Origin of the sequence: Pseudomonas sp. MIL19 (genome assembly GCF_028680365.1) — a bacterium.
Lineage (GTDB): Bacteria > Pseudomonadota > Gammaproteobacteria > Pseudomonadales > Pseudomonadaceae > Aquipseudomonas > Aquipseudomonas spirodelae.
The window spans coordinates 82,904-108,542 of record NZ_JAPPVG010000001.1; the positions used below are offsets into that span (position 1 = coordinate 82,904).

Genomic DNA, 25,639 nt, shown 5'->3' on the forward strand with positions numbered 1-25,639 from the left:
ATTGCGGGTATGATCCGGGGTTATATTGCCCAGCCAAGATAGTGGAAGTCGCCCACCGATGCAAAAGACCAAACTCCTGCTGACCAGCCTCTCCCTTACGGGGCTACTCGCACTCGCCGGTTGTTCATTCCCCGGGGTTTACAAAATCGACATCCAACAGGGCAATGTCGTCACGCAGGACATGATAGACCAGTTGCGTCCGGGAATGACCCGCAAGCAAGTGCGGTTTATCATGGGCAACCCCTTGCTCACCGACACCTTCCACGCCAACCGCTGGGATTACCTGTACAGCATCCAGCCAGGTGGTGGTCAGCGCTTGCAAGAGCGCGTGAGTGTGAACTTCAGTGCTGACGACCAACTAGTCGGCTTGTCGGGCGACTTTATGCCAGGCGTGAGCCGCGACCAGGCAATCCTCGGCGAAAGCAGTGGTGTTACCACGCCGCAGGCGGCGCAGCCGACTCAAACAGAAGATAAGCCTGCCCCCGGCTCCCTGCTCGAGCAGATTCAGCGTGAAGTAGACGATGTAAAAGTCGTCCCAGTGCCTACACCAGAGCCCCTGGAAAGCACGCCGCAGTAATAGTGCGCTAATAAAAAGCCCGGACATGTCCGGGCTTTTTTGTGCCTCGCCATCTCTGACGACACGCCTTTATCACTACTCCCCGCTACTGTCCGCCTTGGCTTGCGCAGCCTTGGCCGCACGCTGCTTACGCACCTCTTTGGGGTCAGCAATCAGCGGACGATAGATCTCCACCCGTTCACCCTCTTCCAGCACACGCTCATCGGGCTTGCTTACCGCCTTGCCGAAAATACCCAGCGGGCTGTTGTGTAGATCCAGAGCTGGGAAGTGCGCCTGCATACCAGACTGCAACGCCGCCTGACGCACCGTGGTGCCATAGGGCACGCTCAGACGCAGCAGTTTATGCTTGTCAGCCAGAGCGTACACCACCTCGACCACAATATTTGGCTTATCCATAAAGTTGCTTGGCCCTTTGGCAAAACGCATCAACCAGGGTGTTGGCCGCCTGATTGAACAATGGCCCGAGCGTTGCGCGCACCAACGGCCCAGCGTAGTCGAATGTCAGGTCCAGACTGATTTTGCAGGCTTTGTCGCCCAACGCTTTGAACTCCCAATGCCCGAACAACTGGGTGAACGGCCCTTCAACCAGGTTCAAGTTAATTCGCTCGCCTGGCACCAGCACATTGGCGGTAACAAACCGCTGGCTTAAGCCGCCCTTGGCCACAGAAAGACAGGCGCGCATGTGCGTATCACTGACTTCAAGTACCTCACTGGCCGAGCACCAGGGCAAAAATTGCGGGTAACTGGCCACATCATTGACCAGGTCATACAGCGCTCGCGCCGGATACGGCAACAACGCCGAACGCTGAATATGCGTACTCATAATCCAACCACTGGGTTAAACGGGACACAGGTGATCATTTATTCAGCTCGGCCACAAACACGATCAGCACACCAATCGGCGCGACCACGCGAATAAACCAATACACCACGTTAAACAGCAACGGGCTCTTCATCGCCAGCTCTTCACGCACGGCTTCACGCTTGAGCACCCAACCGGCAAAGAGGGCAAACGTCAAACCACCGAGCGGCAGCATGATACGGCTGGTCAGGTAATCGATGCTGTCGAAGAAGTTCCGACCACCCTCGGCACCCCACTGGAATAGATGAAAGCCGTCTTCGGCAAATACAAAGAACTTCGCCTCAGCGGCCAGATTGAAGGACAGCACAGTGCCCATACCAATCACCCAGCACACAAATGCCAACACACTGGTCACCAACACCCGGCTGCGTTTACTGCGTTCAACCAGATAAGCCACTGCGGGCTCCAGCATGGAGATTGACGAAGTCCACGCGGCAATCAGCACCAACACAAAGAACAGCGTGCCCATTACCTGACCGAAAGCGATATTGCCGAATGCCACAGGCAGGGTGACAAACATCAGACCCGGTCCCGCACTCGGCTCCAAACCACCGGCGAAGACAATTGGAAATAGCGCCAACCCCGCAGTAAGCGCCACCAGGGTATCGAGGATGCCCACGGTGAGGATGGTACTGCCAATCGAAGCCTGCTTCGGCATATAGGAGCCGTAGACCATGATCGCGCCTACGCCGACGCTCAAGGTAAAGAAGGCATGCCCCATGGCGGCCAGCACACCATCAAGAACCCGCTCAGGCTGGAAATTAAACAAAAAATGGAAGCCTTGCATGAAATGCCCGGTGGTCATGCTGTACCCCAGCAACACCAACAGCAGCACAAACAGCAGCGGCATCATGATGCGCAAACTACGCTCCAGCCCCGCCACCACGCCTCGGGCAATCACAAAACCGGTCAGCAACATAAACAGCGTGTGCCACAGGGTCAGCCGCCACGGATCGGCGGTCAGCGCACCAAACGCCGCACCGGCTCCTTGCGCACTGACACCGGCAAACTGCCCGCTGCCCATGCTGAGGATGTAATCCAGCGACCAGCCGGCCACTACGCTGTAAAACGACAGGATCAACAGCGCGGCAATCATCCCGACCAGCGCCGCCCAAGACCATTTCGGCGAAGCACCCGATTCAATGGCCAAGGTTTTGAGGGTATTGACCGGACTTTGCCGGCCGCGTCGACCGATCAGCGTCTCCGCGAGCATGATCGGTAGACCCACCATAAAGATGCACACCAGGTACATCATCACAAAAGCCCCGCCACCGTACATGCCAGTCATGTAGGGGAACTTCCAGATATTACCCAGGCCTACAGCCGACCCGGTCGCCGCCAGAATAAACACCCAACGGCTGGCCCAGGCACCGTGTATCGAAACCTTATCGTTCGCCATGCTCGGCTAGCCTGCTCTATTTAAAAAAGATCGCGCATTGTCGGGGATTCGCCAAGGCGGCTCAAGCGCAGCCGACACTGGATAGCCCGTGAATGCTTTTGCCTGATCGCACACATAGCTTCCGCGCCTGGGACTCCCTATAATGCGCGCCCTATGGCTAAACAAAAGAAACACCCACAAGGCACCATCGCGCAAAACAAGAAGGCGATGCATGACTACTTCGTCGAATCCAGATTCGAGGCGGGCTTGGTCCTGGCCGGCTGGGAAGTGAAAAGTCTGCGCGCTGGTAAGGCTCAGTTGGTCGACAGCTATGTGCTGCTGAAAAACGACGAAGCCTGGCTGATGGGCTGCCACATCACCCCATTGACCACGGCCAGCACCCACGTGATTGCCGACCCCATCCGCACCCGCAAGTTGCTGCTGAACAAGCGCGAGCTGGACAAGTTGTTCAGTGCCGTGCAGCAGAAAGGCTATGCCTGCGTAGCGCTGTCGATCTACTGGAAGGCGCACCTGATCAAGTGCGAAATTGCCCTGGCCAAGGGTAAAAAAGACTTCGACAAGCGTCACACCGAGAAAGAGCGCGACGCTAACCGTGAAGTCCAGCGCGCCATGCGCAGCAAAGGCAAAGACGACTAAACGCGCCGAACCAAATCAAAACGCCCCGCTGATGCGGGGCGTTTTTGTTACAGCAATTCGCTTAGCGCAGCTCGGTAAACGCCAGCTTAACGCCCAAACCAATCAATACCGTGCCCATCAACCGATCAAACCAGTGCCCCATTCGCGCGAAACCAGCGCGTACCCGCTGGTGACTGAACAGCTGGGCAACCATGCAGAACCACAGCGCAGTCGCAACCGCCAGGTACACCCCATACCCCGCCTGCACCAGCAACGGCGTATGCGGATTGATCACCACGGTAAACAACGACAGGAAAAACAGCGTGGCCTTAGGGTTCAGGCCATTGGTCACAAAGCCCGCCATAAAGGCTGCACGGGGTGAGCGCTCACCCTCCTGCACACGCAACTCTGCACTGTTCGCACCGGCCGGCTTGGCACGCAACGCCTTGATGCCGATGTAAAGCAGGTAAGCAGCCGCCAGCCACTTCAACGCATTGAACAGCACCAGTGATTGCGACACGATTAAACCAATGCCCAACAGCGAATAGGCTACGTGGATAAAAATACCGCAGCCCACGCCTAGCGCACTGAACATGCCCGCACGTCGCCCATGACCAACACTTTCGCGCACCACAATCGCAAAATCCGGCCCAGGGCTGGCCACTGCCAGAAAGTGGATCAGGGCCACAGCTAAAAACTCAGTCCAATACATGGGCGACTCCGCGACGACGAAATGATTCTGTTAGGCTCGCAACCTTACTCCCCTCCCAAACTCGCAGGATAGATACAGCTGATGAGTAACAGTCACCGCGCCGTCTTTCTCGACCACAGCTCACTCGACTTGGGCGACCTTGATTTATCCAGCCTGAGCGCCTGCTTTGCCGACCTGCAACTGTATCCGCACAGCACGCCGGCGCAGACCATCGAACGCCTGCAAGGTGTACAGGTTGCGATCAGCAACAAAGTACCGCTGACTGCCGAGGTATTCGCCGCCTGCCCTGAGCTGAAACTCATTTTGGTGGCGGCCACCGGCATCAACTCGATTGACCTGGCCGCCGCCCGTGCCCACGGCATCAGTGTGAGCAACTGCCAGGGCTACGGCACACCCTCGGTGGCGCAGCACACCCTGATGCTGCTGCTCGCGCTGGCCACGCGCCTGCCGGACTATCAGCAGGATATTCGAGCCGGTCGCTGGCAACAGGCGCAGCAATTTTGCCTGTTAGACCACCCGATTATCGAACTACACGGCAAAACTCTCGGCATGCTTGGCCATGGTGAGCTGGGCAGCGCCGTAGCACGACTGGCCGAAGCCTTTGGCATGCGCGTACTCCTCGGCCAGCTACCCGGCCGCCCAGCCCGAGCAGACCGCCTGCCGCTGGACGAACTGCTGCCCCAGGTCGACGCACTCACCCTGCACTGCCCGTTGAACAGCGACACCCTGAACCTTATCGATGCCCGCGAGCTCAGCCTGATGAAGCCTGGCGCCCTGCTGATCAACACAGCGCGTGGCGGTTTGGTCAACGAACAGGCCCTAGCTGATGCGCTGCGCGCGGGTCACCTCGGCGGCGCAGCCACCGACGTACTGACCCAGGAGCCGCCCAAGGATGGCAACGTGCTGCTCGCCGCCGACATTCCTCGACTGATCATCACGCCGCACAGCGCCTGGGGCAGCCGCGAGGCACGGCAACGCATCGTCGGCCAGCTGGCAGAAAACGCTCAGGCATTTTTCAACGGCGCACCGGTGCGCGTAGTCGGCTAAGCTACGCAACTTTTTTCCAGGAGCGTCCATGGACCCGCGAAGTGAAGTACTGCTGCGTCAGGCCAATCTATTCACCGGTCGGCTACTGCTGGCTGGCTTGCCGGCGGATGATCTGCTCGGTCATTTCCCAGAGGCCCATGGCTGGAGCTGGCACGCCGGTGAGCATGCCCTGCTGGATGCGCGCTTCAGCAACCGCTGCCAGTTTGCCACCCAGCCTGACGAACGCGACTTCCAGGCGGCGGTGTTGTTTCTGCCGAAATCCCGCGAACTGACCGAATACCTGCTCAACACCTTGGCCGCGCGCCTGGGTGGCCGCGAGTTGTTCCTCGTGGGAGAAAAGCGCGCGGGTGTCGAGCGTGCGGCCAAACAATTGGCAGCGTTTGGCCAAACGCGCAAACTCGACAGCGCACGGCACTGCCAACTCTGGCAAGTCAGGGTTGAGCACACACCGGCCACGCCGGATCTGCACAGCCTGGCGCAGCACTATGAATTACCCCTGAGTGACGGCCCCCTGAAAGTCCTCAGCCTGCCCGGCGTATTCAGCCATGGTCGTCTAGATGTAGGCAGTGCACTGCTGCTGGAGCATCTGGATAACCTGCCGAGCGTGCACATACTGGATTTCGGCTGTGGCGCCGGGGTTCTCGGCGCGGCGCTAAAACGCCGTTACCCAGATAGCCAGGTGACGATGCTGGATGTCGACGCCTTTGCCGTCGCAAGCAGCCGCCTGACGCTCGCCGCCAATGGCCTGCAGGCCGAGGTCATCAGTGGTGATGGCATTGATGCCGCCCCCACTGGCCTCAGCGCAATCCTCAGCAACCCGCCCTTCCACCAGGGCGTACACACCCACTACCAAGCTACCGAACATTTACTGCGCCAGGCAGCCCGACACCTGGCCAGCCAAGGCGAGCTGCGCCTGGTCGCCAACAGCTTCCTCAAGTACCCGCCGCTGATTGAGCAGCACCTCGGCACCTGTCAGACCCTGGCCGATGCCAAGGGCTTTCGCATCTACCGCGCCCGCAAAAACTAAAACACGCTTGCCCTCTTGCGGGTGCACGGGCAGAATGCGCGCGTCCTAGGGGAGTAGTCTCCCGCGAGCGCCAGCTCGCCCGGCACGTGTCAACATACTTGCTCAACAGAGCATGGCGCGTGCGACCCCAGGCCCACTCAGCGGGGCCTGCGGTTTGACAAGACCTATGACACGCACACCTTACCCGGGGCGGGAAGGCTGTACGTGTCATAGCCATGTCGACCCGCCCCTTTAGGAAAGCCTGATGCTCGAATCCCTGTTTGTTCCAACCTTCATCGTTGCCTTGGCCGAAATCGGTGACAAGACGCAATTGCTTGCCTTGCTCCTGGCCGCACGCTTTCGCAAACCCTGGCCGATCATCTGGGGCATCGTGGTCGCCACACTGGCCAACCATTTCGCGGCGGGTGCTGTCGGCAACTGGGTAGCCAGCTTCTTCTCCCCAGCCACCCTTAGCTGGGTGCTCGCCGCCAGCTTTGTCGCTGTTGCGCTCTGGACACTGGTACCAGACAAGCTCGACGAGGACGAAGAATCCGGCCTGAAAAAATACGGACCCTTCCTCACAACGCTGATCGCCTTCTTCATCGCCGAAATGGGCGACAAGACCCAAGTGGCAACAGTGATGCTCGCGGCACAATACCCACACTTCATCTTGGTGATCATCGGTACGACCCTGGGCATGTTGCTGGCTAACGTGCCGGTGGTACTGGCCGGTAATTTTGCCGCCGAGCGCCTGCCCTTGACCCTGATTCGCCGCGTGGCCGCCTGCGCCTTTGCAGCCCTGGCCATCTATGCCGGGTACCAGGCTATGAAATTCAGCGGGCTGATTTAACCAGCAACGACGCCAGGGCACTGGCGTCAATCCACTACCTCGGCCCGTAGACGACTGCTACAGTGGGAAAAAACCTGCCTACAGGCCGTCACGGAGACATGCATGCCGCTGGATGATCGGAAAAAGCTGGTACGCCAGCATATAGAGTTGTCGTGGAACAAAGGTCGCTCGATGCTGGCAGAGCAACTGCACAGCAAGGACTTTCTCTATAAGAGTTCGTTCATGGGTAGACCACTCAACAGCCCGGCGTTTTCACAGATGGTGAAGGACATCCGTCACGCCATGCCGGATTTGCAGGTGGTGGTTGAGGAATGCATTGCCGAAGGTTACAAAGTGGTGACCTGGAGCACCCTGATCGGCACCATCCAGCGACCTGCCCTCGGCTATCAACCCAGCGACAAAGTGCTGAGCATCTCGGCCATGGCCTTCTGGACGCTCACCCCAAGCCATGAAATCCAGGAAATCTGCACCATGTTCGACATGGAAAGCTTCCGCTCACAGCTGGGCATGCCCACGCAATCCTTTGCCGCCAAGGCCCTGCCTTAACCGCGAAAAATCTGCTCAAACAAATAAAGCCCCGCATGCGAGCGGGGCTTTTTTGTCTTGATCGCGACTTAACGCGCCCGCTCGTACAGCGGCATTACTTTAGGAATCGCCGCTTGCAAGGATGCGATACGACTATTCGACGACGGGTGAGTGCTCATAAATTCAGGCGGCGCGCCTTCACTGGCGGCAGCCATCTTCTGCCACAGGCTAACCGCGGCGTTAGGGTTGTAGCCCGCGCGGGCCGCCAACTCCAAACCAATCAGATCGGCCTCGTTCTCATTGCCACGGCTATTGGGCAAGGTCATGCCGTATTCCACCGCTGCGTCGGCCAGCGCCAGGGTGTCTGAGCCCAGCCCGAGCAAAGCGCCGGCGCCTTGTTTGGCCATCTCGATGCCGTAAGCCTTGGACATTGCCTCACGGCTGTGTTCGCGCAGCGCGTGAGCCATTTCGTGGCCCATGATCGCGGCGATCTCGTCATCAGTCAGGTCCAGCTTATCGATGATGCCGCTGTAGAAAATAATCTTGCCGCCCGGGCCGCAGTTGGCGTTAAGTTCGGGGCTTTTGATCAGGTTGACTTCCCACTGCCACTGCGCCGAATCCGGGCGAAACAGCGGCGCCTGTTTGATCAGGCGATCAGCAATCGTACGCAGACGCTTGGCGTTATTGCTGGTTTTATCCAGCACACCCTTACTGGAAGCCTCGCCCAGGGTCTGCTGATAGGACTGCGCATACATCTGATTAACTTCCTGAGTCGAGAGCGCGCTGAACATGTACTGCTTGCGCTCTACACCCACTGCGCCGCCACTGGTGGTATTGACGGCCTGGCATCCTGCCAGCAGCAAGGCCGCAGCCAGTGCAGATAATGGCAACAAGTGTTTCATGCTGAATCTCCCGATGAACAAGGTTCGTATGCTAGGCCGCCCCCTCCAACCGAGCAACAGCTGAACTTGCACAATCAGCCTTAGCCATCTTTTATCTGCATACAGGCACTACGGATTCCATCCCCGCCTGCCGATAGCTATGGATAGCCCCCTACTCTCGCCGGAGCATCCATGAAGCTTAAATCCATTCAGTTTTCAGTTGCCGCGATGGCTGGCGCGAGCGTCCTAGCCGTAGTCGCTGCACTGGTGATGTACGCAGTTTTTGCCAGCAACAGAAGCCAGGCTTTGGTGCAGGAGCGTACCCGCGACCTACTCGAACAGGTCATCCAGCAACGTTTGACGGCTCTGGCGCAAGCCCAGGTCCTACAGATTCAGCGTGAGTTGGACATACCCCTGCAGATCACTGCCGACCTGGCACGAACTAACGCGCTACTCGGCATGCAGGACAGCACTGGCAGCCCGCTGTTGTCCATTAGCCGGGAAGAGCTGGCAAACCTAGTACACGAAACCACTGCACAAAATCCTAAACTGCTGGGCAGTTATATCGGCTGGGAGCCAAATGCCTTCGACGCCAATGATGACGTCTACGCCGGCATAAAAGACAACGGCTACGATGGCTCGGGGCGCTTCAACCCATGGTGGTTCCGCAATGCCGATGGCAGCTTAGGTATTGATGCCCTTGGCGATATGGAGACCGAAACGCTGCTCCCCACTGGGGTTCGCGCTGGCGAGTACTACCTGTGCCCCAAAGAGAGCAAAAAAACCTGCGTGATTGACCCTGCCCCCTACGACGTCGGCGGCAAGATGATCATGCTCGCCTCCTTTACCTCTCCGATTCTCGTCAATGGCCAGTTTCGGGGCATTGCCGGGGCAGACCTGGCCGTTAACTTCATTCAGGAGTTGTTGCTCAAAGCAGACAGCAAACTCTATGACGGCGCGGGGGAAATGGCGCTTATCGCAAGCAATGGCCGCCTGGTCGCGTCAACAAAAGCACCGGACAAGCTGGGTAGCCCGGCAACTGAGCTGCTCGACGCTAACGAAGTAGCCAACTTGCAAAGCATGACTGCCGGCCAAGTCATCTATGACATTGACGAGCAAGAAGATCCGTCTAAGAACCACATCGAGCTGTTTCTCAGCTTCAACATTGGCGATAGCGATACTCGCTGGGTGCTCATGCTGGTACTTCCGGTCAATACCGTCATGGCTGATCTACAAAGCATGCAGGCCGACCTCCACGCACAAGGCGAGGCCGACACCCTGGGCATGGCGCTGGTCGGCTTATTAATTGCGGCTATTGGCTTATTGGTGGTGTGGTTTGTTGGCTACGGCATTGCCCGCCCACTAAAACAAATGGTGGCAATGCTTGATGACATCGCCAAGGGTGAAGGCGACCTAACCCGTCGCCTGACAACTGACCGAGCGGACGAGCTGGGCATGATCGCGCTCGGTTTCAACACCTTCCTGAGCAAACTGCAGGCCATGATCAGCCAAGTGGTGAGTTCGGTACAGAAAGTCAGCGACTCATCCGAGCACACTGCCGACATTGCCATCCGCACCAACCAGGGCGTGCAGAAACAAATGGCGGAAATCGAACTGGTTGCCACTGCCGTGCATGAGATGACCGCTACCGCTCAGGATGTGGCACGCAACGCCACCCATGCCGCTGAAGCTGCGAACCATGCAGACCGCGCCGCCAATCAAGGCAAGCAAACGGTGCAGAACACCGCGGACTCGATTGCTGCACTGGCCCAGGAAATCGGGCGCGCGGTGACAGTGGTACAAACGCTGGCCAAGGACAGCGAGAACATTAACGCCATCTTGGTAGCGATTCGCGGCATTGCCGAGCAGACCAACCTGCTCGCGCTCAACGCGGCCATCGAGGCCGCACGCGCCGGCGAACAGGGCAGAGGTTTTGCCGTAGTGGCCGACGAGGTGCGCAACCTGGCGCAAAAAACCCAGCAGGCCACCGAAGAAATTCAGACCATGATCCAGCAGCTGCAACAAGGCACCCGCGACGTTGTTAGTGTGATGGAAGACAGCCAGAGCAAAACCGAGATCAGCGTGAAGCAGGCCAGTCAGGCAGCCGCAGCGCTGGAGTCCATCACTCAGGCGGTTTCGGTGATCAACGACATGAACACGCAGATCGCCAGCGCGGCTGAGGAGCAAAGCGCAGTTGCCGAAGACATCAACCGTAACGTCACCAATATCGGCCAGGTGGCCAACGAAGTTGCAGGTGGCGCCGACGAGGCCAGCCAGGCCAGCGCAGAGCTGACCAAACTGGCCGAACAGCAGCGTCGCCTGATCAACCAATTCAAGGTCTAACTGGGCAGGCAAAAAAGGGCGGACTGCCGCGCAGTTCGCCCTTTTTTATGGTTAAAACTTTATAAGGAGCGCCCGCCAGCTAGGCAGGCGTCAGGCACTCAGGTGCATCCAGCTTGGGATCATTGATCAGATTGGCCAGCACCCGCTCGCGCAGTGCGGGTTGTGGCCTTGCCAGTAGCGCCTGTAGCTCAGCTGGCGTGGTCTCGGCTGACAACCAGGCCGCTTGCCCAGCCTCGTCGAGAATCAACGGCCGACGCTGACTGGCAGCCGCCTGGGTGACGACCGCAGCACTGAGGTAGACGAAACCCTCAACCGGATAAGCCTCCCACAAGGCCGCAAAGTACAGCGGCGTGCCCTCACCTGTCAGCCAGTACGGGCGTTTGCGCGCCGTGCCTCGCCATTCGTAAAAGCCATTAGCCGGCAACAGACCACGGCGCAGACGAAACGCCTCACGAAACATCGGCTGCTCGGCCAGGGTTTCCGCACGCGCCTGGGCCGGGGTCTTGGTGAGATCCGTCAACCAGGGCGGCGTCAGCCCCCAGCGCGCGCGTGCCAGCTGGCGCTCGCCGTCGACATTACGCAGCAGCAAGACCTGGCTGTGCGGCGAGATACTCCAGTGCGGTAACTGGTCAGCAGGGAAGCCGGGAATCGCCGCAAATGCAGGCGTCCAACGGAACAGGGCATAACGTCCACACATGGGGAACTCGATAGCGTTTAAGTAGAGACAGGAGCTGCACAGCGGCGTTTGAAAACTTGCTTTATGGTCTCGCGAGCTAGAGTCCTGCAAGACACTACGTTAGTAACAGCCTTCGGCTGGTCAAAACGGCGAGGAAGCGGACTGGACTCACACACGAGTGTACTTTTGTACATGAGCATTCTGAGCCTGTTTTTAACGCCGCAGGGCCGACGCGCAGCAGACCATAACCAGGCAATCAGCAGAGCAACGTACCTTGGAAGTTATCCGGCTCATCACCAGGCAGCGGCTGCGCGGCATTGTACGCGGCGATCAGCTGTTGTGCGCGGTGCGCTTGCGCATCCTCGACCATCACCCCGAGCAAGCCGCAGGCAGGTAACTCACCCACCGCCCCAGCCAGGTGCTGCCCGGTGAGGTAGGCGTCGATGCCCTCACTGGCCAGCATGCCGAGCAGCAATTCAGCTTCCATCAGATCTTGCGGCTCATAAATGCGTTGCATCAGTCATTCTCCCCGCGCACGTCGAGGCACCAGTCCTCACCATCGGTCTGCAGCGAAAACACGATCGGCCGGCAGCACACCGGACAGTCTTCGATGTATTGCTGATCGCCAGCAGACAAGTCGAGTAAGGCCTCGACCTGCTCGCCACAATAAGGGCACTGGTAGTCCTGAGTTTCCAGCATCGCGGTCTCCTTGTGACTTGGGCGTATAATCGCCGGTCTATAGCTGGCCCTGCAGTCGCGCAACAGCCCATGCTGAGCGCGACGACCAGAGCGGTGAGCATCTCCACAGCCAACCACGACAAGAGAACATGATGGGCGAATTCGATACCATCCGACCTTACGCTGACGCAGAAGTCCCTGCCGTACTTGCGCGCCTGCTGGCCGACGATGCGTTTCTCGGCATCCTCACTCAGTTCCGCTTCCCGCGCCTGGCTGGGCCTTTGGGCTGGCTGCTTAAACCACTTATAGCCTATCGCCTGCGTCTTGAGTTCCGTGACGTGAGTTCGGTGGCGCAATTGCAATCGCGTATCGCCAGTTATGTCGACCACACCATTGAGCAGGCGACCGATGGCGTGAGCTATTCCGGCATCGAGCATCTGCAAGCCGGCCAAGCCTATCTATTCCTCGCCAACCACCGCGATATCGTGATGGACCCGGCGTTCGTCAACTATGCTGTGTACCACGCGGGGCTGCCAACGCCACGCATCGCGATTGGCGACAACCTGCTGCAAAAGCCGTTTGTCAGCGACCTGATGCGCCTGAACAAGAGCTTTATCGTGCACCGCTCGCTCAGCGGCCGGCGCGAGAAGCTGGCGGCTTACCAGTTGCTCTCGGCCTATATCAATCACTCGATTCGGGTTGATGGCGAGTCGATCTGGATCGCCCAGGCTGAGGGGCGCGCCAAGGACGGTGATGACCGCACCGACTCGGCGATCCTCAAGATGTTTCATATGAGCCGGAAAACCGAGCCGTTTGCCGAGCTGATCAACAACCTGCGCCTGACGCCGGTATCGATCAGCTATGAATACGACCCTTGCGATCAGGCCAAGGCCCGCGAACTGTCAACCCGCGCCAGCAGTGGCAGTTATACCAAGGCCGCCGGCGAGGATGACCAAAGCATCGCGCTCGGCATCACCGGTTACAAAGGCCGCGTACATGTACATTTCGGCGCGCCTGTGAAGCAATGCCTGGAGGACAGCAAGGTCCTGGCGGCGGAGATGGACCGGCAGATTCTTAGCGGCTACCGACTGTTCCCCGTGCATTACCTGGCGTATGCCATGTGGGCGGATCGCGACCCTGCACTGGCTGTGCCCGACGCTGCCGAACTGTTCCCTGCCGCAGAACTCAGTGCGGCAAAAAGCGAGTGGCAGCGCCGCTTGGCCAACTGCCCGAGCGAGCAGCAACCCTACCTGATCCTGCAATACGCCAACCCGGTGCGTAACCAGTACCGAATCAAGGCCGGGCTACCCCTTTAGCGCCCTTACCCGCAATAAAAAACGGCAGCCATTGGCTGCCGTTTTTGTCTAAATCGACCCTACAGCTGGGTACTGAGCCAGGACAGCAGCAGCGCCAAGGCCAGGCAGGTATAACCAAAGCGATAGAAGAAGCGGTTGAGCCGCCGGGTCGGCTCATCACAAGCATCAGCCTGCTGCGCCAGCGCGTTTAGCGCATTACCGGCCAACAGCCGCGCCTGCGCAAGCTGCTCACGCAGGCGGGTAGCCAACAGCAACCAGGCGCCGGCCAGGGCAAAAAACAGCGCCAATCCATTCAACCACTGCCCGGGCTGCCCTTCGATCAGCCACCAGAGCGTTTGCAACGACATGTTCGACCTCAACTTCTTAATGGCATGCGAGCAGTGTCGCGCCTGACCATCAGCACACCCAATACAGCAACGGGTAGTCCAATTACGGGCGCGGAGTCTACCGAAGGATGCCGCTCTCGCGGCTCGATTCCGACGAATCGCAGTGACTGTGAGCGTACTGTCACATGCTTGATTTAGGGTTTAACGCGCGCCGCAACACCCCACCCAAAAGGCTTCGCGCGCAAAACACAGCCCCTTACTCGCCATGGAGAATTGCCCCATGCTGCATGCCAAACCCCAAGACCGCGACTACCTGATCGACTCGCTGGACGACGTTGAAGCCGTCATCGACGGGCTGTCATTCAACGTGCAAGACGAGCACTGGCTGGTGTACTGCGCCCTCGGCGGCCATGAACATTACGCCCTGCCTGATATCGACACGCGCACGGGCATCAGCCTGCCCGCGCTTTACAGCGAAGCCGCCTAAGGCGCGGCCGTTCGCTGCAGGCAAGAAATCGCAAATAGAAAAAAGCCCGGAATAATCCGGGCTTTTTATTACGCCAACACCGCTTACTGCGCGAGCACCTGACCGATGGTCGGGTCCTTGAAGGCGCGGGTCAGGGCATCACTCAACACATCGCTCACCAGCTTGGTGTTGGTGGCCTGATTAGGTGCCATGCCGAAACGCTGATTTAACGACGCACCGTAACGGCCGCTGTAGCGACGGCTAGAGTTCTGCACATCAACACGGAAGGTCGCGGTCATGTCAGCCTCAGTCACGTACAGGCCTTCTTTCGGCGACTGGTACTTCAGCTCGGCCAGGGTCAAGGTCAACTGAGGGGCGTTGTAGGCATTGGCGCTTGGGGTAAACCCGAGCAAACGCACGGCCGCTTCAGCCTGGGCCTGCAGCTTGGGCAGGATGTCCTGACCAGTCACACTGATTGCGCTGGTTTCCGGGTAGAGGCCACCGCGGGTGCCTAACACCGGCGAAGGACGCCCATCAGCCACCCGCACGACCACAGGCTGGCCCTGGCCAACGGCCGTGATCGGGCTATTGAGTTTGGGTTGTGGGCTGAGTTGTTGCGGGCTGTGGGCACAACCCACCAGAGTAAGGCTGGCAACAGCCACCAGACCAAACAGCAGACGATGCAGCATGCTCAACTCTCCATAGATAGGGGCAGATGTGGCGCGCAGTATAACCAGCGCGATATGTGCCTGACAGCGCTGGTTGGGATCAGTTAGCTCTGTGTGTAGTGCTAATCCAGCACAGCACCAGCTACTGATCTGACGCACTGGGGAGTAACAGGTTCCCGTAATGCCTTTGTCATGCGCATCGGGCATAAGACTTTAGTCTTCCCTGCCCGTGAGAGATCGCCATGTTTACCCTGCGTAGCCTGCTCGCCCCCAAGCGTCCGATGCGCTCATTCGCCCTACTCGACGCGCAGGGCATTTGCACTGCACTGCGCCAGTCAGCCCAAGCCCCGCAAGGCCCTGGCTGGGTTGAGGTGCAACAAAGTTGCTCCAGTTGGCTTAATCGGCCGCTGCCAGCCAGCGCCCGAACCATACAGATAACGCCATGCCTGCACGCCCGACAAACGCTGGCGGCTTGACAGACAACAGAAGAAAAGTCACACCAGGCGATCAATTTTCCTGCTTTGCCCTTATAATCGCGCCCCGAATATAAGGACGCCTCCTGTTCGGGCCCTGCCGTCACGCTGATGCACCACTCATCGGCCGCGCCCCAGAGAGTCGCCCACTTCACGCTGCCTCCTAGCTAGCGCTTTTCCCAACTGTGAAATGCCATGCAGCTTCTGCAAAGGTCGTTTCACGTCGGTGAAAAGCTGGCTAAAGCAGACGTGTTTTGAGGTTCACGACTCCAAAAGAGCGTGGAAAAAACGGTTTGGAAAACTTCACAAGAGTGTGGCGAAAATGAACGATCTCGCGGTTGGCATCTGCTCCCAGAAGCCTGCTTCCTTCAACCCTGAACGTCTCACCGACTGCTGATTGCCTGTTTATCCTGGCTGATTAACGTCTATTGAGTGCTGGTTTGCGGAGAAGTGGTAATGGCGCAAAACGAATACGAAACAATGGATGTGGTGCTGGTTGGTGCCGGCATCATGAGTGCGACCCTGGCCGTACTGCTGAAAGAGCTCGACCCAGCCATCAAGCTGGAAGTGCTCGACATGATGAGCACCGCATCGAGTGAAAGCTCTTACCCGTGGAACAACGCGGGCACTGGCCATGCGGCCCTGTGCGAGCTGAACTACACGCCAGAAGCGGCTGATGGCTCGATCGACATCAAAAAATCGGTGTCCATCAATGCTCAGTTCGAGGAGTCCAAGCAGTTCTGGGCTTACCTGGTCGAGAAAGGTCGCTTTGGCTCGCCCAAATCCTTTATCAGCCCGGTTCCACACTTAAGCTTCGTACGTGGCCAAAAAGGCATCGACTTCCTGAAGAAGCGCTTTACCGCGCTGACCGCTCACCACGCCTTCAGCGAAATGGAATACAGCGAAGACCGCGCCACCATGGCCGAATGGATGCCGCTGATGATGCCGGGCCGCGACCCGAACGAGCCCATCGCCGCCACCCGCGTAATGGCTGGCACCGACGTTAACTTTGGCGCATTGACCCTGCACCTGCTCGACCACCTCCGTCAGCAGAACGCAGCCAAGGTCACCTGCAGCCAAAAGGTTGTTGGCCTCAAGCGCAGCGGTCAAGGCTGGCGCGTCAGCGTCAAGAATCTGCAAAACGGCAGCACGCGGGAAATCCAAGCCAAGTTCGTCTTCCTCGGCGCCGGCGGCGCGGCACTGCCGCTGCTGCAGATGTCTGGTATTCCTGAAGGTAAAGGCTTTGGCGGCTTCCCGGTCAGCGGCCAGTGGCTGCGCTGCGACAACCCGGAAATCGTCAAACAGCACCAGGCCAAGGTCTACAGCCAGGCAGCCGTTGGCTCGCCACCGATGTCGGTCCCGCACCTGGATACCCGCGTAGTCGAAGGCAAGACCTCGCTGCTGTTCGGCCCTTACGCCGGTTTCACCACCAAGTTCCTCAAACGTGGTTCGTTCCTTGACCTGCCGCTGTCGATCCGCTTCAACAACATCGGCCCCATGCTGGCCGTGGCGCGCGACAACTTCGACCTGACCCGCTACCTGATCAAGGAAGTGCTGCAGTCCGAAGAGAAGCGCCTGGAAACTCTGCGCGGCTTCTACCCAGAAGCCAAAGCCGAAGACTGGCGCATCGAGATCGCTGGCCAACGCGTGCAGATCATCAAGAAGCATGCGAAAAACGGTGGCATCCTGCAGTTCGGCACCGAACTGGTGGCCGCACAGGATGGTTCTCTGGCCGCCCTGCTGGGCGCATCGCCAGGCGCTTCGGTAACCGTCTCGATCATGCTTGACCTGATCCAGCGCTGCTTCGGCGAGCAGGTGAAGTCTGAGCAATGGCGCACCAAGCTGAACGAAATCTTCCCGGCCATGGCTGACGTTTTGGCCAGCGATGCTGAGCGCTATCGAGAAGTGCAGTCGCGCTCCGATGCCTTGCTGCAACTGGAACAAAGCGTTAACGCCTAAACCGCTTAGGCAATAAAAAACCGCCTTTCGGGGCGGTTTTTTATTGCGCGTTCAGTCAGCGCAACAAGCATTCAGACGGAAGTGGTCATCTGCCTGAAACTGAAGTAATGGCGCAGCGCATCAACCATCTCAACATAATCAGCGGGCGGCGCCACCAGCGCAAACCCCGAATCATAGTAGCCGGGTGTGACATCCTCACGGGACCATTGGCAGGTGGCCGAGAAATCAATATGGTGCGGCGCATCATGCCCTGGGATTTTCAAACACATATCAAAACGCGCGCCCACCAGCAGTGGAAGCTGGCTGATCAGCAGTAGACCGTCCAAAGAGACGTTACCGATATAGCCCATGGGCTTGTCGGTGATGCGATTGAACACCTTCAGGTAGTACGGCAGCTGATGACGTTCGATGCGGCGCTGAACATGCGTTGGCATAGTGGCAAATCGCTATAAACGGCCATTAAGTATGGCCCCACTACTGCGCTTAAACCAGTTTCAGGAACAGCGTTCGGATACGCGGCCTTGCAGTTGCTGACGGGCGGTATCCATTTGCTTGTCACTGTAATAACTGCGCTGGCCGTCGGCCTCATCCCGGTAGTAGCTACGCCCCTCAGGAATAGAGGCCAGGCGCTTACGCAGCTCGCGACACTCTTGGGCACGCTTGGTCTGCTGCTCGGCTGCAACTGCGGAGGCCTGCACCTGCTCTGCACGGCGAGCATCGTAAAACCGACTGGTACGCTCTTGCCGCTCACGGGTCAGTTGGTCACGCTCAACCACCTGCGGTTTCACTTCCACCTTTTCCGCCCCCGCGACTGCAGGGCGCTGGCCGAAGTGCACCTGGCCATTGGCATCCGTCCAACGATAGATTTCCGCAGCGGCCAGCCCCGGCAACAACAATAAGCACAACAAAACGCGCATGGATTCCCTCCCGAAAGCCTCAGCTTACTGCCGCGATAAGCGTTCTGTCAGCGATGACGACCAGTGGTCAAGGCTTTGCCGGGCTGACCTTAACCGCCACATCAACACCCTCATGCCCAAGCTGGCGCAGGGTGTTTATGCGTGCACGGGCACGGTAGGCATATTCGCTGGCCGGGTATTGGTTGATGATGAACTGATAAGTCTGCATGGCATCGACAAACAGCGCCTGACGCTCCAAGCACTGGCCCCGCAGCAGAGAGATTTCGGGCTGCATATAACGTCGCGAACGGCTGTTACGCTCAGCCTTTGACAGCGACAAAATGGCTGCTTCGCACTCACCGCGATCATAGGCCTCGTAAGCACTATTGAGATCGCGATCGAACGAATAGCGGTTGCAGCCGACCAACCCCACTAGCAACAAAACAATCAACAGTATGCGCATAAGCCTCTCCTCCGATGTGCAGTGTATCGACTGCCCTGGGGAATTCTGCAGCAGCGTATCGCGCAATAACTCATGCTGCATCATGTGGCCGCCAGAGGTAGTGCAGTGGAACAATGACTACAGGGTTGCGGCATAGTAGCCTCGTCTGCAGTTGCCATTCAGGAGTCTGTGCATGACCGTTCGCCGCACCAAAATCGTCGCCACCCTCGGCCCATCGAGCAACAGCCCCGAGGTTCTTGAACAACTGATCATCGCAGGGCTAGATGTTGCCCGCCTGAACTTCTCCCACGGCTCACCTGATGAGCACAAGGCCCGCGCCAAGCTGGTGCGCGAACTGGCCGCCAAGCACGGTCGCCACGTCGCCCTGCTGGGTGACTTGCAAGGCCCGAAAATCCGCATCGCCAAATTCGCCAACAAGCGCATCGAGCTCAAATTTGGCGATCGCTTTACCTTCTCCACCAGCCACCCGCTGACTGCCGGCACGCAAGACATCGTCGGCATCGACTACCCGGACTTGGTCAAGGATTGCGGCGTCGGCGACGAGCTGCTGCTCGACGATGGCCGTGTGGTCATGCGCGTTGAAAGCGCCACCAGCGATGCCCTGCACTGCGAAGTGATCATCGGTGGCCCGCTGTCCGACCATAAAGGCATCAACCGTCGCGGCGGCGGCCTGACTGCGCCGGCCCTGACCGAGAAAGACAAAGCCGACATCAAACTCGCCGCCGAGATGGAGCTGGATTACCTGGCCGTGTCCTTCCCGCGCGATGCCGACGACATGCATTACGCGCGCAAACTGCGCGACGAAGCTGGCGGCACTGCCTGGCTGGTGGCCAAGATCGAACGCGCCGAAGCGGTAGCCGACGACGAAACCCTCGACGGCCTGATCCGCGCCAGTGATGCGGTGATGGTGGCCCGTGGTGACCTGGGTGTGGAAATCGGCGACGCCGAACTGTGCGGCATCCAGAAGAAAATCATCCTGCACGCGCGCCGCCACAACAAGGCGGTGATCACGGCGACGCAGATGATGGAGTCGATGATCCAGAACCCGATGCCGACCCGCGCGGAAGTCTCCGACGTGGCCAACGCCGTGCTCGACTACACCGATGCAGTGATGCTCTCGGCGGAAAGTGCTGCCGGCGCCTACCCGCTGGAAGCCGTGCAAGCCATGGCGCGCATCTGCCTGGGTGCGGAAAAACACCCAACCAGCAAGAAATCCAGCCACCGCATGGGCACCGAGTTCGAGCGGTGCGACGAAAGCATCGCCCTGGCAGCCATGTACACGGCCAATCACTTCCCCGGTGTGAAAGCGATCATCGCCCTCACCGAAAGTGGCTACACGCCGCTGATCATGTCGCGTATCCGCTCCTCGGTGCCGATCTTCGCGTTCTCCCCGCACCGCGAAACCCAAGCCCGTGCGGCCATGTTCCGTGGCGTCTACACCGTGCCGTTCGACCCAGCCGCCCTGCAACCGGCCGAAGTCAGCCAGGCGGCGGTGGACGAGTTGCTCAAGCGCGGCGTGGTGCAAGCCGGCGACTGGGTGATCCTGACCAAGGGCGACAGCTACCACACCATCGGTGGCACCAATACCATGAAGCTGCTGCATGTAGGTGAAGCACTGGTGTAAGAGCCTGTTTATGATCTGCTGCGCGTCGGCCCTGCTGCGTTAAAAACAGGCTCGGAATGCTCATGTACAACAGTACACTCCGCTTCCTCGCCTGTTTTTGCCTTGCAGGTCTCTAGCTCGCGAGATCGTAAAAAGGCTCTAGGCTACCCAGCGCAGTGCAAAAGGCCGCTCAATCGAGCGGCCTTTTTATTTGCCTCAGGGCATCAGGCGTATTTGCTGAAATTCGGCGTGCGGCGCTGCATAAAGGCTGTCAGCGCCTCGATGGCTTCCGGCGAGCGCAGGCGTTGACCGAACAGCGCGCCCTCCTCCTCGATTACCCTGCGCAGTTGCTCACGGTCCGGCGCGCGCATCAGGCGTTTGCTGTCCGCCACGGCTGCCGGTGCCAGTTGCTGAAAGCGCAGGGCCATTTCGCGGGCCTTGGCCAGGGTTGCCTCACCGCCGTCCAGCGCCTGATTGGCGACACCCCAGGCTGCGGCCTGCTCACCGGTAAAGCTCTGCCCAAGCAGCAGCAATTCGGCAGCGCGGGCGTGGCCGAGCAGGCGCGGCAGGATAAGGCTGGAACCGTATTCAGGGCACAGGCCCAGATTGACGAAAGGCATCTTCAGCGTGGCCTCGCGGCTGACATAGACCAGATCGCAATGCAGCAACATGGTCGTACCAATGCCCACCGCAGGGCCGTTGACCGCGGCCACCACCGGCTTGCTGAACTCGAACAGCGCCTGCATAAACTGGAACACTTCGCTGTTGAGTCCAGTCGGTGGTGCCTGAATAAAGTCGGCGACATCATTGCCGCTGGTAAAGCAGCTCTCGCCGCCAGTGATCAGCACGGCACGCACGCTTTTATCCTGATCAGCCTGCGCCAATACTTCGGCCATGCCGCTGTACATGGCGCGGGTTAGGGCATTTTTCTTGTCGGGGCGGTGCATGCGCAGGGTTAGCACCCCTTGTTCACGCTCAACCAGCAGATGCTCGCTCATCACTAATCCTCACGGTAGGCCACCCGCGAGCGGATCACCGGAACGGTTAGCGCGCGTGAGGCAAAAATACGTCAGCGAAAACCTGACTACGCGGCAAACCGGCCAGATACAGACGGCGCGCAAAGGTTTCGACACTGTCAGGGTGGCCGCAGAGTAAGGCGATGGTTTGCCTTGAAACAAGGCGCAGTTCGGCCAAAGCAGCCGGCAACTCGGCCGCCACAACAAGCTCGACTTGCACCTGCGAATGGCTGGCCGCCAATGCTCGCAAGGGTTCGGCCAAATAATGCGCGGAAGCATCATGGGCAACGTGAATAACCCGAATAGCCCCCTGATGCTGCTGACGCAGCGCCTCGCGCAGCACGCCATACAACGGTGCCAAGCCCGTACCTGCGGCCAACAGCCAGAGCGGCCTGGCTTGCCAATCGGGATCATAGTGCAACGCTGCACCGCGCAACTCACCCAAACGGAGGTTGTCGCCCGGCTGAAAAGCCCGCGCTGCTGAGGCAAATGCGCCACCCTGACGGCAATCGATATGAAACTCCAGCCAGGCATCCTCCCCCGGCACGCTGGCCAATGAGTAAGGCCGGGCAATCCCGCTAGAGGTCCAGAGCTGCAGGTGCTGGCCGGCGCTGTAACGCACTGGCTGCGGAGAGATCAGGCGCAGACGCAGGACATCGCGGCTTAGCCAATCGCAGCTGTGAATGACCGCCGGAACCGCATCACGCAACGGATCGAATACCTCAATCTGCACGTCATCCACTACCCGGCACTGGCACGCCAGCCGCCAGCCCTGCTCACGCCGCGTTTCGTCCAGGGCCTCAGGCTTGGCATCAAGCAACTCGCCACGCACACAACGCACCAGGCAGGCATGGCAGCTGCCGGCGCGGCAGCTATAGGGCACAGCGATACCAGCAGCCAACAAGTTATCCAACAGGTTACTGGCTGGGGCGACTTCAAGGCGGCGTTCAGCGGCCCGTAACTCAGGCATCCACATCCTCCCAGGTCGCCGCGCAACGGTTACGGCCATCACGTTTGGCCTGGTACAGCGCCTGATCGGCACGCTGCAGGGCCTCATCAAGGTCATCGTCAGCGCTCAGCAAGGTCATACCAATGGATACACTCAGATTGGCCACCGGCACGCCCAGCGGCTCGGCGCGACTAAAGGCCTCGCGCAAGCGTTCGCAGCAGGCCGTGAACTGATCGGCTTCGGTATTGGGTAACAGCAAGACAAATTCCTCACCGCCATAACGTGCCACCACATCGCCATCGCGCAGGCAGGCGCGGGCGACAGCGGCAAACGTCTGCAGGACACGATCACCCGCCGCGTGACCGTGAATATCATTGATGCGCTTGAAATGGTCGAGATCCAGCAACGCCAGGCCATGCTGACGACCACCGCGCAGATTTTCCAGCTCGCAACTGGCTAAGCGCAAAAAGTGCCGACGGTTGCACAACCCGGTTAACTCGTCAGTCGCAGCCAGGTCTTCCAGCTGGCGCATCATCCCGCGTAGTGTGTCCTGATGGGCTTGCAGGGCGAAACGGCGCTGACGCATTCGTTGGCGCATGGCCTGAGCATAACTGGCAAACAGACAAAGCCACACCAGCACCACAGTCAATACACAGGCTTGCATCAGCGCCATACGCGGCGCACGCAACTGCAGGGTATAGGCCTCATACAGGTTCAACCCGGCAAAGCCCAAAAAGGCAACCAATGCGCAACGGGCAAAGACCTTGGGCGGCAGCTGAAACACGCCGAACAGCAAAATCAGCATGTACATCACCAACAGGCTGCCGCGCCCCTCGCTGAACTGCGATAGCAGCGCTGTGAGCCAGAGCAATGCCACCAGCACCTGAGGCTCAGTCAAACTAGGATCGGCAAGGCGTAGATTGAGGCGCGACAGAAACAGCCCGAGAAAAACTAATTGGCTGAACGTCGCCAAGGCGCCGATACCCAGTACGGCTAACGGCGGCGCATTAAACAACCCGGCAAACACGCCAACGCCGCACAACAGCCCGGTCAACACGTAAGTGCCTACGGCCATGCCGAAACGCTTTAGCAGTAGGCTTTGCAAGCTGCGTCGGGTACCTGCTTGGCTGCTTGGGGTCATAGGAATTATGGGCTCCATCCCATACTGGCATCTAGCCGCTACTCTACCCCCGTGATTGCAGCATGCCTAGTCAATTAATCGACGTCAGTAACCGATCAGCGCCCATGATCTAAGCCTGCCGAGGTGTCCGCCAGGCCACGTGCACGGTATACTTTCGCGCCTTTTTATCTTGTCCTCTGGCCCTGATAAGCCTGCGCCGGGTATGCCCCTGCGCGCTTCGAAGTTCCTGCCCTACTCCTACCCATATAAAGGGAGCGCATAGCATGACCGTGATCAAGCAAGACGACCTGATTCAGAGCGTCGCCGACGCCCTGCAGTTTATTTCCTACTACCACCCCGTAGACTTTATCCAGGCCATGCATGAGGCCTACCTGCGCGAAGAATCGCCCGCCGCGCGCGACTCCATGGCACAGATCCTGATCAACTCGCGCATGTGCGCCACCGGCCACCGGCCGATCTGCCAGGACACTGGCATCGTCACCGTATTTATCCGCGTGGGCATGGATGTGCGCTGGGATGGCGCGACCATGGGCGTTGACGACATGATCAACGAAGGCGTGCGCCGCGCTTACAACCTGCCGGAAAACGTCCTGCGCGCCTCGATCCTGGCCGACCCAGCCGGTGCACGGAAGAACACCAAGGACAACACCCCAGCAGTCATCCACTTCTCCATCGTCCCTGGCGACAAAGTGGAAGTGGACGTTGCTGCCAAAGGTGGTGGCTCCGAGAACAAGTCGAAGATGGCCATGCTCAACCCGTCCGACTCGATCGTCGACTGGGTACTCAAGACCGTCCCGGAAATGGGCGCCGGCTGGTGCCCACCAGGCATGCTCGGCATTGGCATCGGCGGCACCGCCGAAAAAGCCGCGGTAATGGCCAAGGAAGTGCTGATGGAGTCCATCGACATCCATGAGCTGAAAGCCCGCGGCCCACAGAACAAGATCGAGGAAATGCGCCTCGAACTGTTCGAGAAAGTGAACCAGCTGGGCATCGGCGCCCAGGGCCTGGGCGGCCTGACCACCGTGCTCGACGTGAAGATCATGGATTACCCGACCCACGCCGCCAGCTTGCCGGTGTGCATGATCCCCAACTGCGCGGCCACCCGTCACGCCCACTTCGTGCTCGACGGCACCGGCCCAGCCGAGCTGGAAGCGCCGGACCTGTCCGCCTACCCGGAAATTGTCTGGGAAGCCGGCCCGAGCGCGCGCCGCGTTGACCTCGACACCCTGACCCCAGAAGACGTGCAGAGCTGGAAGCCGGGTGAAACCGTGCTGCTCAACGGCAAGATGCTCACCGGCCGCGACGCCGCGCACAAGCGCATGGTCGATATGCTGAACAAGGGTGAAGAGCTGCCGGTCGACCTGAAAGGCCGCTTCATCTATTACGTCGGCCCGGTCGATCCGGTACGTGAAGAAGTGGTCGGCCCAGCTGGCCCGACCACCGCCACGCGGATGGACAAGTTCACCCGGCAGATCCTCGAAAGCACTGGTTTGCTCGGCATGATCGGTAAATCCGAGCGCGGCCCGATTGCCATCGAAGCGATCAAGGACAACAAGGCCGTGTACCTGATGGCTGTTGGCGGCGCCGCTTATCTGGTCGCCCAGGCGATCAAGAAGTCGCGCGTGGTGGCCTTCGCCGAACTGGGCATGGAAGCCATCTACGAGTTCGACGTGAAAGACATGCCAGTCACCGTGGCAGTCGACACCAAGGGCGAGTCGGTGCACATCACCGGTCCAGCGATTTGGAACAAGAAGATCCACGACAGCCTGGCGGTCGAGATCAAGTAAGCATTACAGCGTTAACACAAACCCGGCCAAGTGCCGGGTTTGTTGTTTTAGCGACGCCGCAATGCCTGCGCCATGGACTGATCAACGTGCGTGCGCCACTCGCGGTCACGCCAGTCGTCGTCATGCCATTCACGCTCAAAGGCGCTTTGCTGGGTGGCCTGACATTGGCGAAAACCATCGTCCCAGCCCTGGGCATACAGCGGCGCTGCCAGGTAACGCGGCACATCCTTACGAAAAGCATCAAGCGCGCCTGCTGCTTGCCGGCCACTGCTGCAACCCGCTTCAAAACCATCAATAAAGGCCGGCGGATAACCTTCGGCCTGCATCTGCTCGCGGGTATTTTGGCAAGCGCACAGCAACACTGCAGCCACGCCAAGCGCGGCCATTCTTAAGCGGCTCAAAGCA

General features: G+C 59.3%; 29 protein-coding genes and 1 pseudogene. 13 read left to right on the plus strand and 17 right to left on the minus strand.

The features are described from left to right. Window positions 1-58: 58 nt before the first annotated feature. Entirely contained in the window at window positions 59-577 is a 519-nt protein-coding gene (locus N1078_RS00385) for an outer membrane protein assembly factor BamE (RefSeq protein ID WP_274086223.1), read from the plus strand. Between the two features lie 75 nt (window positions 578-652). On the opposite strand, the gene N1078_RS00390 is transcribed toward N1078_RS00385, so the two are convergent. The 3 genes from N1078_RS00390 to N1078_RS00400 are packed head-to-tail and all read right to left on the minus strand — an operon-like array spanning window position 653 to window position 2,838. After that, entirely contained in the window at window positions 653-973 is a 321-nt protein-coding gene (locus tag N1078_RS00390) for an RnfH family protein (protein WP_274086224.1), read from the minus strand. Further along, window positions 966-1,400, minus strand: coding sequence for a type II toxin-antitoxin system RatA family toxin (locus tag N1078_RS00395; protein ID WP_274086225.1), 435 nt, complete (start codon window positions 1,398-1,400; stop codon window positions 966-968). Before N1078_RS00395 ends, N1078_RS00390 begins: the two co-directional genes overlap by 8 nt. Window positions 1,401-1,434: 34 nt before the next feature. Next, a complete protein-coding gene (locus N1078_RS00400; RefSeq protein WP_274086226.1) occupies window positions 1,435-2,838 on the minus strand; it encodes a sodium-dependent transporter in 1,404 nt (467 codons plus the stop codon). A gap of 153 nt (window positions 2,839-2,991) precedes the next feature. Here N1078_RS00400 and smpB point away from each other — a divergent pair, with 153 nt between their 5' ends. After that, entirely contained in the window at window positions 2,992-3,474 is a 483-nt protein-coding gene (smpB, locus tag N1078_RS00405) for an SsrA-binding protein SmpB (RefSeq protein ID WP_274086227.1), read from the plus strand. Window positions 3,475-3,535: 61 nt separating this feature from the next. Here smpB and N1078_RS00410 read toward each other — a convergent pair whose 3' ends face one another. Then, complete coding sequence (locus N1078_RS00410; RefSeq protein WP_274086228.1) at window positions 3,536-4,165, minus strand: LysE family transporter; 630 nt, start codon at window positions 4,163-4,165, stop codon at window positions 3,536-3,538. 81 nt (window positions 4,166-4,246) lie between these two features. Between N1078_RS00410 and N1078_RS00415 the strand changes: the two genes are divergently transcribed. From N1078_RS00415 to N1078_RS00430, 4 genes are all read left to right on the plus strand, one after another. Next, window positions 4,247-5,212, plus strand: a complete 966-nt coding sequence (locus N1078_RS00415; protein WP_274086229.1) for a 2-hydroxyacid dehydrogenase — start codon at window positions 4,247-4,249, stop codon at window positions 5,210-5,212. Between the two features lie 28 nt (window positions 5,213-5,240). Further along, a complete protein-coding gene (locus N1078_RS00420; RefSeq protein ID WP_274086230.1) occupies window positions 5,241-6,239 on the plus strand; it encodes a class I SAM-dependent methyltransferase in 999 nt (332 codons plus the stop codon). A gap of 244 nt (window positions 6,240-6,483) precedes the next feature. Next, window positions 6,484-7,068, plus strand: coding sequence for a TMEM165/GDT1 family protein (locus N1078_RS00425; protein WP_274086231.1), 585 nt, complete (start codon window positions 6,484-6,486; stop codon window positions 7,066-7,068). A gap of 102 nt (window positions 7,069-7,170) precedes the next feature. Next, window positions 7,171-7,614, plus strand: coding sequence for a ketosteroid isomerase-related protein (locus tag N1078_RS00430; protein WP_274086232.1), 444 nt, complete (start codon window positions 7,171-7,173; stop codon window positions 7,612-7,614). Window positions 7,615-7,682: 68 nt separating this feature from the next. Here the strand turns inward: N1078_RS00430 and N1078_RS00435 are convergent, their stop codons facing one another. Next, complete coding sequence (locus tag N1078_RS00435) at window positions 7,683-8,495, minus strand: M48 family metallopeptidase (protein ID WP_274086233.1); 813 nt, start codon at window positions 8,493-8,495, stop codon at window positions 7,683-7,685. Window positions 8,496-9,758: 1,263 nt separating this feature from the next. Between N1078_RS00435 and N1078_RS19550 the strand changes: the two are divergent. Both N1078_RS19550 and N1078_RS19555 read left to right on the plus strand, forming a co-directional pair. After that, window positions 9,759-9,962 (plus strand): annotated as a pseudogene (locus tag N1078_RS19550) (HAMP domain-containing protein); the annotation flags it as partial. A gap of 111 nt (window positions 9,963-10,073) precedes the next feature. Beyond that, window positions 10,074-10,817 (plus strand): methyl-accepting chemotaxis protein, encoded by a 744-nt coding sequence (locus N1078_RS19555; RefSeq protein ID WP_443218077.1) that lies wholly within the window; start codon window positions 10,074-10,076, stop codon window positions 10,815-10,817. A 79-nt stretch (window positions 10,818-10,896) separates the two neighbouring features. Here the strand turns inward: N1078_RS19555 and N1078_RS00445 are convergent, their stop codons facing one another. The 3 genes from N1078_RS00445 to N1078_RS00455 form a co-directional block, all read right to left on the minus strand. Next, window positions 10,897-11,514, minus strand: coding sequence for an SOS response-associated peptidase (locus N1078_RS00445; RefSeq protein WP_274086235.1), 618 nt, complete (start codon window positions 11,512-11,514; stop codon window positions 10,897-10,899). A gap of 235 nt (window positions 11,515-11,749) precedes the next feature. After that, window positions 11,750-12,010 carry a putative signal transducing protein gene (locus N1078_RS00450; protein ID WP_274086236.1) on the minus strand — a complete coding sequence of 87 codons (261 nt, stop codon included), beginning with the start codon at window positions 12,008-12,010 and terminating at the stop codon, window positions 11,750-11,752. After that, window positions 12,010-12,192: a CPXCG motif-containing cysteine-rich protein gene (locus tag N1078_RS00455; RefSeq protein ID WP_274086237.1), complete on the minus strand. Its 183-nt coding sequence runs from the start codon at window positions 12,190-12,192 to the stop codon at window positions 12,010-12,012. The genes N1078_RS00450 and N1078_RS00455 overlap by 1 nt, the downstream gene beginning before the upstream one ends. A gap of 128 nt (window positions 12,193-12,320) precedes the next feature. Between N1078_RS00455 and N1078_RS00460 the strand changes: the two genes are divergently transcribed. Beyond that, window positions 12,321-13,487 carry a 1-acyl-sn-glycerol-3-phosphate acyltransferase gene (locus N1078_RS00460; RefSeq protein ID WP_274086238.1) on the plus strand — a complete coding sequence of 389 codons (1,167 nt, stop codon included), beginning with the start codon at window positions 12,321-12,323 and terminating at the stop codon, window positions 13,485-13,487. A gap of 59 nt (window positions 13,488-13,546) precedes the next feature. Here the strand turns inward: N1078_RS00460 and N1078_RS00465 are convergent, their stop codons facing one another. Next, entirely contained in the window at window positions 13,547-13,834 is a 288-nt protein-coding gene (locus N1078_RS00465) for a hypothetical protein (protein ID WP_274086239.1), read from the minus strand. Between the two features lie 259 nt (window positions 13,835-14,093). On the opposite strand from N1078_RS00465, the gene N1078_RS00470 reads away from it, so the two are divergent. Beyond that, entirely contained in the window at window positions 14,094-14,300 is a 207-nt protein-coding gene (locus N1078_RS00470; protein WP_274086240.1) for a hypothetical protein, read from the plus strand. An 83-nt stretch (window positions 14,301-14,383) separates the two neighbouring features. On the opposite strand, the gene N1078_RS00475 is transcribed toward N1078_RS00470, so the two are convergent. Beyond that, on the minus strand, window positions 14,384-14,968 hold the full coding sequence (locus N1078_RS00475) for a YajG family lipoprotein (RefSeq protein ID WP_274086241.1): 585 nt from the start codon (window positions 14,966-14,968) through the stop codon (window positions 14,384-14,386). A gap of 908 nt (window positions 14,969-15,876) precedes the next feature. Here N1078_RS00475 and mqo point away from each other — a divergent pair. After that, window positions 15,877-17,379: a malate dehydrogenase (quinone) gene (mqo, locus tag N1078_RS00485; RefSeq protein WP_274086243.1), complete on the plus strand. Its 1,503-nt coding sequence runs from the start codon at window positions 15,877-15,879 to the stop codon at window positions 17,377-17,379. Window positions 17,380-17,450: 71 nt separating this feature from the next. Here mqo and N1078_RS00490 read toward each other — a convergent pair whose 3' ends face one another. The 3 genes from N1078_RS00490 to N1078_RS00500 all read right to left on the minus strand — a co-directional run bounded on the left by N1078_RS00490 (window position 17,451) and on the right by N1078_RS00500 (window position 18,738). Further along, window positions 17,451-17,813, minus strand: coding sequence for a PilZ domain-containing protein (locus N1078_RS00490; RefSeq protein ID WP_274086244.1), 363 nt, complete (start codon window positions 17,811-17,813; stop codon window positions 17,451-17,453). Window positions 17,814-17,873: 60 nt separating this feature from the next. Further along, window positions 17,874-18,296, minus strand: a complete 423-nt coding sequence (locus N1078_RS00495; RefSeq protein ID WP_274086245.1) for a DUF4124 domain-containing protein — start codon at window positions 18,294-18,296, stop codon at window positions 17,874-17,876. Window positions 18,297-18,363: 67 nt separating this feature from the next. After that, window positions 18,364-18,738 (minus strand): tetratricopeptide repeat protein, encoded by a 375-nt coding sequence (locus N1078_RS00500; RefSeq protein WP_274086246.1) that lies wholly within the window; start codon window positions 18,736-18,738, stop codon window positions 18,364-18,366. 172 nt (window positions 18,739-18,910) lie between these two features. Between N1078_RS00500 and pyk the strand changes: the two genes are divergently transcribed. Then, window positions 18,911-20,362 (plus strand): pyruvate kinase, encoded by a 1,452-nt coding sequence (pyk, locus tag N1078_RS00505; RefSeq protein WP_274086247.1) that lies wholly within the window; start codon window positions 18,911-18,913, stop codon window positions 20,360-20,362. A 203-nt stretch (window positions 20,363-20,565) separates the two neighbouring features. Here the strand turns inward: pyk and N1078_RS00510 are convergent, their stop codons facing one another. Genes N1078_RS00510 through N1078_RS00520 form a run of 3 tightly spaced genes read right to left on the minus strand, consistent with a single transcriptional unit; the run spans window position 20,566 to window position 23,447 of the window. Beyond that, window positions 20,566-21,339, minus strand: a complete 774-nt coding sequence (locus tag N1078_RS00510) for an enoyl-CoA hydratase (protein WP_274086248.1) — start codon at window positions 21,337-21,339, stop codon at window positions 20,566-20,568. A gap of 46 nt (window positions 21,340-21,385) precedes the next feature. Next, the gene (locus N1078_RS00515) at window positions 21,386-22,327 is read right to left on the minus strand and encodes an iron-sulfur-binding ferredoxin reductase (RefSeq protein ID WP_274086249.1); all 942 of its coding nucleotides are present in this window, start codon (window positions 22,325-22,327) and stop codon (window positions 21,386-21,388) included. Further along, entirely contained in the window at window positions 22,320-23,447 is a 1,128-nt protein-coding gene (locus N1078_RS00520) for a GGDEF domain-containing protein (protein ID WP_274086250.1), read from the minus strand. Before N1078_RS00520 ends, N1078_RS00515 begins: the two co-directional genes overlap by 8 nt. A gap of 263 nt (window positions 23,448-23,710) precedes the next feature. Between N1078_RS00520 and N1078_RS00525 the strand changes: the two genes are divergently transcribed. Continuing rightward, complete coding sequence (locus N1078_RS00525) at window positions 23,711-25,234, plus strand: fumarate hydratase (protein ID WP_274086251.1); 1,524 nt, start codon at window positions 23,711-23,713, stop codon at window positions 25,232-25,234. A gap of 47 nt (window positions 25,235-25,281) precedes the next feature. Here N1078_RS00525 and N1078_RS00530 read toward each other — a convergent pair whose 3' ends face one another. Continuing rightward, window positions 25,282-25,620 carry a hypothetical protein gene (locus N1078_RS00530; RefSeq protein WP_274086252.1) on the minus strand — a complete coding sequence of 113 codons (339 nt, stop codon included), beginning with the start codon at window positions 25,618-25,620 and terminating at the stop codon, window positions 25,282-25,284. Window positions 25,621-25,639 lie beyond the last annotated feature (19 nt).